The organism is Citrobacter sp. wls619, assembly GCF_005281345.1.
In the GTDB taxonomy this organism is placed as follows: Bacteria; Pseudomonadota; Gammaproteobacteria; order Enterobacterales; family Enterobacteriaceae; genus Citrobacter.
Genome location: NZ_SZXJ01000077.1, coordinates 37,214 through 47,888 on the forward strand (window position 1 = coordinate 37,214; position 10,675 = coordinate 47,888).

The window sequence follows — 10,675 nt, forward strand, 5'->3', positions numbered from 1 at the left end:
CGAGTAACGTGCTGAGAGTAAAATTAAAGAGGCGAAGAACATGCTGGGGTTAAAACAGGTTCACCATATTGCCATTATTGCGACGGACTACAGGGCCAGTAAGGCATTTTACTGTGATGTATTAGGCTTCACGTTGATGAGTGAAGCCTACCGGGAAGAACGTGACTCCTGGAAAGGCGATCTGGCGCTGAACGGCCAGTACGTGATTGAGCTCTTTTCTTTTCCTTTCCCACCCTGTCGCCCCAGTAGACCGGAAGCCTGCGGTTTACGCCATCTGGCGTTCAGCGTCGAGGATGTGGAAAAGTCGATTGCTCATCTTGAAGCCCACCACGTGAAATGTGAGCCGGTGCGCATCGATCCCTTTACCAGTAAACGCTTTACGTTTTTTAACGATCCAGACGGATTACCGCTTGAACTGTACGAGCTGTAAGGCTTGTCATTGTGGCGTTTGCCCGGTAACGTGCCGGGCAATGCTATTGTAAGCAATCATCATGACGACACTTACGCTGAACACTTCACTTCTGAACACTAACGCGATCCTCGTTGCTTTTAGCGGCGGCCTCGACTCTACCGTGCTGTTGCACCAACTGGTGCTGTGGCGAATGCAGCATCCTGATGTCGCCCTACGCGCAATCCATATTCATCACGGATTAAGCCCGCACGCAGACAGTTGGGTACAGCACTGTGAGTCGGTATGTGCGCAGTGGCAGGTGCCGCTGGTGGTTGAACGGGTCCATCTTGAGGATGATGGCCTGGGCATCGAAGCGCAGGCGCGACGCGCGCGCTATCAGGCCTTTGCGCAGACGCTGCTGCCTGGAGAGGTGCTGACGACCGCTCAGCATCTGGACGATCAATGTGAGACATTTTTGTTAGCGCTTAAGCGTGGCAGCGGTCCTGCCGGACTTTCCGCCATGGGGGAAAACTCGCCGTTCGCCGGAACCCAACTGATTCGACCGTTGCTGGCGCAAACGCGAGAGGCGCTTGCAACATGGGCGCGCCAGCATGAATTACGCTGGATTGAAGATGAAAGTAATCAGGATGACGCCTACGATCGCAATTTCCTCAGATTGCGCGTTACCCCATTGCTCCAACAGCGCTGGCCGCACTTCGCGCAAGCCACGGCTCGTAGCGCCGCGCTGTGCGCTGAGCAGGAGAGCTTACTGGATGAGCTGCTGGCCAGCGATTTAGCCAACTGCGTTACGGCGCAAGGTACACTCTTGCTCGGGCCATTAATGACGATGAGTACCGTACGGCGTGCTGCGCTGCTTCGTCGCTGGCTGGCAGGATTAAATGCACCGATGCCTTCCCGTGATGCGTTAGAACGTATCTGGCAGGAAGTCGCGTTGGCACGTGAGGACGCATCGCCCTGTTTTCGCCTGGGTGAGTATGACGTCCGCCGTTATCAGTCACAGCTGTGGTGGGTGAAGCCGGTTGGTGGGCAAAGTGAAACCGTCATTCCGTGGCAATCCTGGAAAACGCCGTTGACGCTGCCAGCCGGGCTGGGAGAAATACAATTACTCCCAGCTGGTGAGCTGCGTATGCCGCGTGCGGATGAACCCGTTAGTATTCGTTTTAAAGCGCCTGGGTTATTGCATATTGTCGGGCGCAACGGTGGGCGTAAGCTTAAAAAAATCTGGCAGGAGCAGGGTATTCCTCCCTGGCGGCGAGATACCACGCCATTACTGTTTTATGGTGACACGCTGATTGCGGCAGCAGGGGTTTTTGTCACGCGGGAAGGGGCGGCGGTAGATGAAGAAGGCGTGAGTCTGATGTGGCATGCCTGATGGCGCTGTGCTTATCAGGCCTACGTATCGCATGGAAAGTAGGCCGGATAAGGTGCAAGAAAGGTTAAGATTCGCTGACGACCACGGTACCGATTTGCGGGTGACTGAAACTGGCAATTTTGTCGAGGCGAAGCTCACGGGTTTCACCCGCGACATCGGCGACCAGATATTCCACATTTTTGCGTGAAACCAGGTCATTTGCTTTTGCCTGTAGAACTTCGCCATCTTTGAGCGCCAGCGTCAGTAACAAATGGTGCTGGCAGGCGAGTTCAAGATTGTCGTAATCATCACAGTTGATGGGTTGATACGTTTCATTCATTGACATAATCGCTCACCAGTAAGTTCGCGGCAGCATAGGCCGCCTTTTCCCTGACCGACTCTGAAAGGGCGCTGTCTGCCGCCACTTCATTAAGTACCTTCAATACGCAACCCAGCGCATCCGGGACATACCCTAAGTCTCCGCTGGCGATTTCCGCGTACCGCTTGCGTATTAACTCACAATATTTTTCCACATGCCCTCCTGTCAGCACTCTGACTTAACCGTGGATGCAAGTCTAAGCCTACGAAGATAAACTCTGTTTAGCAAGGTGACTATACCATACTCATTCAAGCAATATCAGCGCCTTGATGGACGGTACACACGTTAGTCGTTAGCAGCCTTTTGCCGCCGTTTTCGCTACAATGGCAGCCTGATTCAAAAGGAGTTTTCCCATGGCGCTTAAAGCGACAATCTATAAAGCCGTCGTCAACGTAGCGGATCTCGACCGCAACCAGTTTCTTGACGCGACATTGACGCTGGCGCGTCACCCTTCAGAAACCCAGGAACGCATGATGTTGCGCCTGCTGGCCTGGATTAAATATGCCGATGAACGGCTGCAGTTCACGCGTGGCCTGAGCGCGGAAGACGAGCCTGAAGCATGGCTGCGTAACGATCATCTGGGCATCGATCTTTGGATTGAGCTGGGTCTGCCGGATGAGCGCCGTATTAAAAAAGCCTGTAACCAGTCTGGCGAGGTTGCTCTGTTTGCCTACAACAGCCGTGCGGCTCAGATCTGGTGGCAGCAAAACCAGAACAAATGTGCGCAGTTTAAAAATCTCACCGTGTGGTACCTGGATGATGAACAACTGGCGCAACTGAGTGATTTTGCTGGTCGTACAATGGCGCTGCAGGCAACTATCCAGGACGGTGCTATCTGGCTGTCCGACTCTCAGAACAATCTGGAAATTCATCTGACCGCGTGGCAGCCGCGTTGATGATTGTTATCTCCCGAAACGTCTCTATCCCTGACAATGAGCTGGAAATCACGGCGATTCGGGCACAGGGCGCGGGCGGTCAGCACGTTAACAAGACCTCAACGGCTATTCATTTGCGCTTTGACATTCGGGCCTCCAGCCTGCCAGAGTATTACAAGGAACGCCTGTTAGCTGCCAGCCATCATCTGATCTGCGGCGAGGGTGTCATTATTATTAAGGCTCAGGAATACCGTAGCCAGGAGTTGAACCGGGAAGCGGCAATATCCCGGCTGGTGGCGGTGATTAAAGAATTAACCGCAGTGCAGAAAAGTAGGCAGGCCACGCGCCCGACACGCGCTTCAAAAGAGCGCAGATTGTCATCGAAGGCGCAAAAGTCCACGGTGAAGGCACTGCGCGGGAAAGTTCGTCGTCCACAGGACTGACGAATAGGAATACAATATTGAGAAGGAATCTGTGGTGAAAACAGCAATACTGTCATTAGCAGCTGTATTTACACTCTTTGCCTTGATCGGCTGTAACAATCGCTCTGAAGTTGATGTTCTGCAACCGACGCAAGCGGCAGAATTAAAACCGATGCAGCAAAGTTGGCGTGGCATCTTGCCGTGTGCGGACTGCGAAGGGATTGAAACCTCTTTGTTCCTCGAAAAAGATGGAACATGGGTCATGAACGAACGCTATCAGGGCGTACGTGATGAACCGTCTTCGTTTGCTTCATATGGCTCGTGGGCGCGTACGGCTGACAAGCTGGTGCTGACCGACAGCAAAGGTGAAAAATCTTACTACCGGGCAAAAGGCGAAGCGCTGGAAATGCTCGATCGTGAAGGCAATCCCATTGAGTCACAGCTCAACTACACCTTGCAGCCGGTTTCTGCCAGCCTACCGGTGACGCCAATGCCGATGCGGGGAATGTATTTCTACATGGCGGATGCCGCAATCTTTACCGACTGCGCAACGGGTAAACGGATGCCGGTGGCGAACAACGCCCAGCTTGAACGTGACTATTTAGCCGCGCGCGCGGAAAACGGACAATCTGTATTGCTGACGCTGGAAGCGCATTTCACGCTGGAGGCGAACCCGGACACCGGCGAAAAAGTGAAAACGCTGATGGCGGATAAAGATGCGAAATTTATCCCCGGTAAAGGATGTAATTAATTGATGAAAAAAAGGCCCTGATTATCAGGGCCTTTTGCTGATATTAGCCTTTAATGGCTTTGACCAGATAGTCGACAATGTCGCCGGTTTTAATCAGCTGTTTCTCGCCGTTACGACGATATTTGTATTCGATATCATCGTTATCGAGGTTACGGTCGCCGAGCACGATAGTGTGCGGAATACCGATCAGTTCCATATCGGCAAACATCACGCCCGGACGCTCTTTACGATCGTCCATCAGCACTTCGATACCCTGTGCACGCAGTTCTGCGTACAGCTTCTCAGCCAGTTCCTGCACACGGTAGGATTTGTGCATGTTCATTGGCAGAATAGCGACCTGGAACGGTGCGATGGCGTCTGGCCATACAATGCCGCGATCGTCAAAGTTCTGCTCAATAGCGGCAGCCACCACGCGAGTCACCCCGATACCGTAGCAGCCCATGGTCAGAATCTGATTACGGCCATCTTCACCCTGAACGGCAGCTTTCATCGCTTCAGAATACTTGGTACCCAGCTGGAAGATGTGGCCCACTTCGATACCGCGTTTGATCATCAGCGTACCTTTGCCATCCGGGCTCGGGTCGCCGGCGACTACGTTACGGATGTCAGCAACTTCAGGGGTAGCTACGTCACGATCCCAGTTGATACCGAAATAGTGTTTACCGTCGATATTGGCGCCGGCGGCAAAATCACTCATTACCGCAACGGTACGATCGATAACCACCGGGATCGGCATGTTAACCGGACCAAGGGAACCCGGACCTGCTTTCACGACGGCACGGATTTCTTCTTCAGTAGCAAAAGTCAGCGGGCTGGCAACCTGCGGCAGTTTTTCTGCTTTAACTTCGTTCAGTTCGTGATCGCCGCGAACCAGCAGAGCAACCAGCGGGTAGCTGCTGCCTTCAACCGCTTTCACCAGCAGGGTTTTCACGGTTTTTTCGATAGGCAGGTTGAACTGCTCAACCAGTTCGGCGATGGTTTTCGCGTTCGGCGTATCAACCAGCGTCATTTCCTGGGTTGCTGCTGCGCGCGGCTCTTTCGGCGCAACGGCTTCGGCGAATTCGATGTTCGCCGCATAGTCGGAAGAGTCGGAGAAGATCACATCGTCTTCGCCGCTCTGCGCCAGCACCTGGAATTCGTGAGAGGCGCTGCCGCCAATAGAACCGGTATCCGCTTGTACTGCACGGAAATCCAGCCCCATACGGCTAAAGATTTTGCTGTACGCAGCGTACATCGCGTCGTAGGTTTCCTGCAGGGATTCCTGAGAGGTGTGGAAAGAGTAGGCATCTTTCATCAGGAATTCGCGGGAACGCATCACGCCGAAGCGTGGGCGAACTTCGTCACGGAATTTAGTCTGGATCTGATAGAAGTTCAGCGGCAGCTGTTTGTAAGAGCTCAGCTCATTACGGATCAGGTCGGTGATGACTTCTTCATGCGTTGGGCCGAGTACGAATGAACGATCGCCACGGTCTGCGATACGCAGCAGTTCCGGGCCGTACTGTTCCCAACGACCGCTCTCTTCCCACAGTTCAGAAGGCTGAACGACCGGCATCAACACCTCGATCGCACCGGCGTTATTCATTTCTTCACGCACGATGTTTTCGACTTTTTTCAGGACGCGCACGCCGGTCGGCAGCCAGGTGTATAACCCGGAGGCCAGCTTGCGGATCATCCCGGCGCGCAGCATCAGCTGGTGGCTGATGACTTCGGCGTCGGCAGGTGTCTCCTTCAGAGTGGAGAGCAGATATTGGCTAGTACGCATGTTGTTACGGTTCCAGTTGAACGATCGAACAGGCTGGATGCCAGCCTGACACAAAAAAAGTGGTTTAGTTTACCAGCGAGAAAGGGATGTCAAAAGAGAAGGGCACGAAATTAGCGGGGTTCAAGCGCAAAGACTTCAAAACCTTCTTCCGTTACGCGCCAGCGCACGTTGAAATCGTGTAGCCAGACGGCATACGTTTTGCCTGTCTCTTCACCCTTACGATACGCAGGACGTGGGTCCTGTGCCAGTACTTCACCGATAAATGTTTTCAGCAATGGATAACATTTTTCCAGCGCCAGAAGCTGTTGTTCAACCTCTGTAGTGAAACTTACCGCCATTTCGGCAACCGGCGCATGCTGCGCGTAGCTGGCAGTGGCGTCAGGCAGTGCTTCTGCAAATGGCAGATAAGGTTTGATGTCGACCACCGGCGTTCCGTCGACCAGGTCCAGACTCCCCAGTTGCAGAATGACGCTCTCTTTGTGGCAGACAATTTCTTTTAGCTCAACCAGCGACATGCCGACAGGGTTAGGACGAAAGGTTGAACGCGTGGCAAAGACGCCCATTCTGGCGTTACCACCCAGACGGGGTGGGCGCACGGTGGGTCGCCATCCGCCTTCCATTGTCTGATGAAAAACAAAAATCACCCACAAATGGCTGAATGCTTCCAGGCCGCGAACAGCATCGGCCTGGTTATAGGGCGCGAGCAAATGCAGTTCGCCGTTGGCGCTTTTCACCAGACCCGGCTGGCGTGGCACAGCGAACTTTTCTTTATAAGGAGAGCGGATAACGCCTATTTGCTCGAACTGAAAATGACTCATTTAGACGAAATATTCAGGGCAGAACCAATGCAAACCGCCTGACGATAGCAGCCCGGCGTCCCGCTGGTAACTTCGCAGCTGTGCAGTAATACCGCATTGGCTTTCATTTTGGATGCGTTTATCTGCATGCGTTTGCGTGCGGTTGGAATACTCGGAGGGGAATCCTGGTTGGATGCCTGGCAGGACTCTCCACTCACTTCGCCAAGATCGCGGAAGGGTTTACCGACCAGATCTTCTGCGTTGGTGATAATTCTGACCGGCGTCGCGCGCGGTGCTTTTGGTTTTTCCGGCTCCGCTTTTGGCGGGGTAGCGGTGCTTTGAACGGGTTCAACAGGGGATCTGCTTAACATAGAACAGCCGCTCAGCATGAGTGCTACTAAACAGATCGGTAAAGCACGCATAATATTTCCTCAATGAATGATCTAAACGTCAGATATTGAATCAGGTGCTTGCATAAATGACAAGACGGGCAAGCGCCCGTCCTGATGATATTACAGATTGTGAAAACAGCCTAAAATTACCAGCCTTTAACAGCACCGCCGTTGAAGACTTTGTTTGCCGCTTCGTAAACTTCGTCTGACTGGTATGCTTCAACGAATTTCTTCACGTTCTCAGCATCTTTATTGTCTTCACGCGTCACGATCAGGTTTACGTATGGGGAATCTTTATCTTCAACAAAGATCCCGTCTTTTGCCGGAGTCAGGCCGATCTGGCTGGCATAGGTGGTGTTGATGACTGCCAGTGCGATTTGCGCGTCGTCCAGTGAGCGTGGCAGCTGCGGCGCTTCCAGTTCAACCAGCTTCAGGTTTTTCGGGTTTTCAATCACGTCCAGCGCGGTTGGCAGCAGGCCAACGCCATCTTTCAGTTTAATCAAACCGACTTTCTGCAGCAGCAGCAGGGAACGGCCGAGGTTAGTCGGGTCGTTTGGAATAGCGACCTGAGAGCCATCCTGCAGTTCATCCAGTGATTTGATTTTTTTGGAGTAGCCTGCAATCGGATAAACAAAGGTATTGCCTACGGCAACCAGTTTGTAACCACGATCTTTGATCTGCTGATCCAGGTACGGTTTGTGTTGGAAGGCGTTAGCATCGATATCGCCTTTGCTTAGCGCTTCATTGGGCAGGACATAATCGTTGAACGTTACCAGTTCAACATCCAGACCGTATTTTTCTTTAGCCACTTTCTGTGCGACTTCAGCAACCTGCTGCTCTGCGCCAACGATAACACCCACTTTGATGTGGTTAGGATCTTTTTCATCCTGGCCACAACCCACAAGTGCCAGAGAACCGATCAGGGCTCCAACTGCCGCAAAGGTTTTGAATTTGAACGCCATGCTTATTTCCTTTTCTTAATGAGTTTTTAGTGTTGTGTGTAACGTTATTTGTGCGTGACTGCCCGGACGATGCGATCGCCGGATAACTGAATTAAATAAACCAGAACGACGAGCAATACCAGTACTGTATTCATTACGGTAGCGTTATACCCAATGTAGCCATACTGATAGCCAATCTGGCCAAGGCCACCGGCACCGACGGCACCGCCCATCGCCGAGTAACCAACCAGCGTGATGAGGGTGATGGTGGCCGCATTGACCAGTCCTGGCAGCGCTTCTGGTAGTAATACCTTACGTACAATCTGCAACGGCGTAGCGCCCATCGCACGCGAGGCCTCAATCAGCCCGGTCGGGATTTCCAGCAGGGCGTTTTCCACCATACGAGCAATAAATGGCGCGGCGCCGACGGTTAGCGGGACGATAGCGGCCTGCAGCCCGATAGATGTGCCAACAATCATGCGGGTGAACGGAATCATCCACACCAGCAAAATAATGAACGGGATGGAACGGAAAATGTTAACCAGCGCAGAAAGCGTGCGGTACAACTTCGCGTTCTCAATGATTTGTCCTGGACGCGTCACGTACAGCAGTACGCCCACGGGCAGGCCAATCACAAAGCCAAAAAAACCGGACACAAAGGTCATTGCCAGCGTTTCCCATACGCCGCGAACCAGCAGCCAAATCATCGGCTCAGACATAACCCAGTACCTCTACTTTTACGTGGTGTTCCTGCAACCAGCTAATGGCTGCTTGTGTATCTTCTTGTGTACCGTGCATTTCAGTCAGCATGATGCCGAACTTCACGCCGCCGGCGTAATCCATCTGCGCGCTGATAATGTTGTTATTCACATTAAAGCGGCGGGCCGTTTCCGAGAGTAATGGGGCATCAACAGAGTGACCGGTGAACTCCATGCGTAGCATGGGCACGCTGTCGGCTTGCGGCTCAGCTTTTAAACGTTCCTGATAATCTTCCGGAATATCCAGGTGCAGCGTGGACTGGATAAACTTCTGCGCCAGCGGGGTTTTGGGGTGTGAGAACACCTCACTGACGGTGTCCTGCTCAATCAGTTCACCATTGCTGATGACTGCGACGCAGTCACAGATACGTTTTACAACGTCCATCTCATGAGTAATCAGCAGAATGGTGAGCCCCAGGCGACGGTTAATATCTTTCAGTAATTCGAGAATCGAGCGGGTCGTCGCTGGGTCGAGGGCGCTGGTGGCTTCATCGCACAGCAACACTTTGGGATTACTTGCCAGAGCACGGGCAATCGCCACACGTTGCTTCTGACCACCGGAAAGGTTCGCCGGGTAGCTGTCGTGCTTGTCACCAAGGCCAACCAAATCCAACAGTTCCGTCACACGACGTTTAATCTCTTCTTTTGGCGTGTTATCCAGCTCCAGTGGCAGCGCAACGTTGCCAAAAACAGTACGGGAGGAGAGCAGGTTAAAGTGCTGGAAAATCATGCCAATTTGACGGCGCGCTTTAGTCAGCTCTGACTCTGAAAGCGTCGTCAGCTCCTGACCGCCGACCTGAACGCTACCTTCAGTTGGGCGCTCGAGCAGGTTTACGCAGCGAATGAGTGTGCTTTTACCGGCACCGGAGGCACCAATAACGCCATAAATCTGTCCGGCAGGAACATGCAGGCTGACATTGTTTAGCGCCTGAATGGTGCGAGTCCCCTGCTGGAACACTTTGGTGATATTCGAAAGTTTAATCATTAGTTATTTATTATCGTAATTAAGTTAGCCGTGGCATTTTCGTCTGTCTGGTACGGTCGACGCCGTCAACAAGATGGATGTTAAGGCATCCAGACGTCTAAATCAATCGGGCTTTGCACGATGAGCACTTTCTTGCCCGCCGAAACATGCGATACTAGAGCAACATGCCTTATTCAGGAGCTATAAAAGGTGGCAAAGTCTGTACCCGCAATTTTTCTCGACCGTGACGGCACTATTAATGTGGACCACGGCTACGTCCATGAGATCGACGAGTTCGAATTTATCGACGGTGTCATTGATGCTATGCGTGAACTTAAAAAGATGGGTTATGCGCTGATTGTCGTGACGAACCAGTCTGGTATTGCCCGTGGCAAATTTACCGAGGCACAATTCGAAACGTTAACGGAATGGATGGATTGGTCATTGGCCGATCGCGATGTTGATCTGGATGGTATCTATTATTGTCCTCATCATCCGCAGGGCACAGTCGAAGAGTACCGCCAGGTCTGCGACTGCCGTAAACCGCATCCGGGCATGTTGATCTCCGCCCGCGACTTTCTGCACATCGATATGGCCGCTTCTTATATGGTGGGCGACAAAATAGAAGATATGCAGGCGGCGACAGCTGCAAATGTAGGAACGAAGGTATTAGTGCGCACAGGCAAGCCAGTCACTCCGGAAGCAGAAAATGCGGCAGATTTAGTGCTAAATAGTCTGGCGGACCTGCCAATGGCGATAAAAAAGCAGCAAAAGTAAGCGTTATGGATAAAAGGTGAGCGGTTGAAACAAAAATGCATTTTTCCGCTTGTCTTCCTGAGTCGACTCCCTATAATGCGCCTCCATCGACACG

Annotated in this window: 14 protein-coding genes; 6 read left to right on the forward strand and 8 right to left on the reverse strand. The window is 52.5% G+C overall.

Annotated features, from left to right (window positions below):
* The first annotated feature begins 40 nt into the window (after nucleotides 1-40).
* Together FDX19_RS14570 and tilS are read left to right on the forward strand one after the other, a co-directional pair.
* A complete protein-coding gene (locus FDX19_RS14570) occupies nucleotides 41-430 on the forward strand; it encodes a VOC family protein (RefSeq protein ID WP_137383254.1) in 390 nt (129 codons plus the stop codon).
* Between the two features lie 61 nt (nucleotides 431-491).
* Nucleotides 492-1,784, forward strand: coding sequence for a tRNA lysidine(34) synthetase TilS (tilS, locus tag FDX19_RS14575; protein ID WP_137383255.1), 1,293 nt, complete (start codon nucleotides 492-494; stop codon nucleotides 1,782-1,784).
* A 64-nt stretch (nucleotides 1,785-1,848) separates the two neighbouring features.
* Here tilS and rof read toward each other — a convergent pair whose 3' ends face one another.
* Entirely contained in the window at nucleotides 1,849-2,109 is a 261-nt protein-coding gene (gene rof / locus FDX19_RS14580) for a Rho-binding antiterminator (RefSeq protein WP_003018503.1), read from the reverse strand.
* Nucleotides 2,096-2,296: a YaeP family protein gene (locus FDX19_RS14585; RefSeq protein WP_005132083.1), complete on the reverse strand. Its 201-nt coding sequence runs from the start codon at nucleotides 2,294-2,296 to the stop codon at nucleotides 2,096-2,098. The genes rof and FDX19_RS14585 overlap by 14 nt, the downstream gene beginning before the upstream one ends.
* 199 nt (nucleotides 2,297-2,495) lie before the next feature.
* On the opposite strand from FDX19_RS14585, the gene FDX19_RS14590 reads away from it, so the two are divergent.
* The 3 genes from FDX19_RS14590 to nlpE are packed head-to-tail and all read left to right on the forward strand — an operon-like array spanning nucleotide 2,496 to nucleotide 4,190.
* Nucleotides 2,496-3,038, forward strand: coding sequence for a YaeQ family protein (locus FDX19_RS14590; protein ID WP_137383256.1), 543 nt, complete (start codon nucleotides 2,496-2,498; stop codon nucleotides 3,036-3,038).
* Nucleotides 3,038-3,460, forward strand: coding sequence for an alternative ribosome rescue aminoacyl-tRNA hydrolase ArfB (gene arfB, locus FDX19_RS14595; RefSeq protein ID WP_137383257.1), 423 nt, complete (start codon nucleotides 3,038-3,040; stop codon nucleotides 3,458-3,460). The genes FDX19_RS14590 and arfB overlap by 1 nt, the downstream gene beginning before the upstream one ends.
* A gap of 31 nt (nucleotides 3,461-3,491) precedes the next feature.
* On the forward strand, nucleotides 3,492-4,190 hold the full coding sequence (gene nlpE / locus FDX19_RS14600; protein ID WP_137383258.1) for an envelope stress response activation lipoprotein NlpE: 699 nt from the start codon (nucleotides 3,492-3,494) through the stop codon (nucleotides 4,188-4,190).
* Nucleotides 4,191-4,233: 43 nt separating this feature from the next.
* Here the strand turns inward: nlpE and proS are convergent, their stop codons facing one another.
* The 6 genes from proS to metN all read right to left on the reverse strand — a co-directional run bounded on the left by proS (nucleotide 4,234) and on the right by metN (nucleotide 9,825).
* The gene (gene proS / locus FDX19_RS14605; protein ID WP_137383259.1) at nucleotides 4,234-5,952 is read right to left on the reverse strand and encodes a proline--tRNA ligase; all 1,719 of its coding nucleotides are present in this window, start codon (nucleotides 5,950-5,952) and stop codon (nucleotides 4,234-4,236) included.
* Nucleotides 5,953-6,062: 110 nt separating this feature from the next.
* A complete protein-coding gene (tsaA, locus tag FDX19_RS14610) occupies nucleotides 6,063-6,770 on the reverse strand; it encodes a tRNA (N6-threonylcarbamoyladenosine(37)-N6)-methyltransferase TrmO (RefSeq protein ID WP_137383260.1) in 708 nt (235 codons plus the stop codon).
* The gene (rcsF, locus tag FDX19_RS14615; RefSeq protein ID WP_040230040.1) at nucleotides 6,767-7,171 is read right to left on the reverse strand and encodes an Rcs stress response system protein RcsF; all 405 of its coding nucleotides are present in this window, start codon (nucleotides 7,169-7,171) and stop codon (nucleotides 6,767-6,769) included. The genes tsaA and rcsF overlap by 4 nt, the downstream gene beginning before the upstream one ends.
* Nucleotides 7,172-7,287: 116 nt before the next feature.
* Nucleotides 7,288-8,103, reverse strand: coding sequence for a methionine ABC transporter substrate-binding lipoprotein MetQ (gene metQ, locus FDX19_RS14620; RefSeq protein ID WP_003829145.1), 816 nt, complete (start codon nucleotides 8,101-8,103; stop codon nucleotides 7,288-7,290).
* A 44-nt stretch (nucleotides 8,104-8,147) separates the two neighbouring features.
* Nucleotides 8,148-8,801: a methionine ABC transporter permease MetI gene (locus FDX19_RS14625; RefSeq protein WP_005132073.1), complete on the reverse strand. Its 654-nt coding sequence runs from the start codon at nucleotides 8,799-8,801 to the stop codon at nucleotides 8,148-8,150.
* Nucleotides 8,794-9,825, reverse strand: a complete 1,032-nt coding sequence (gene metN / locus FDX19_RS14630) for a methionine ABC transporter ATP-binding protein MetN (protein ID WP_005132072.1) — start codon at nucleotides 9,823-9,825, stop codon at nucleotides 8,794-8,796. Before metN ends, FDX19_RS14625 begins: the two co-directional genes overlap by 8 nt.
* Nucleotides 9,826-10,014: 189 nt before the next feature.
* Here metN and gmhB point away from each other — a divergent pair, with 189 nt between their 5' ends.
* Nucleotides 10,015-10,581 carry a D-glycero-beta-D-manno-heptose 1,7-bisphosphate 7-phosphatase gene (gmhB, locus tag FDX19_RS14635; RefSeq protein ID WP_137383261.1) on the forward strand — a complete coding sequence of 189 codons (567 nt, stop codon included), beginning with the start codon at nucleotides 10,015-10,017 and terminating at the stop codon, nucleotides 10,579-10,581.
* Nucleotides 10,582-10,675 lie beyond the last annotated feature (94 nt).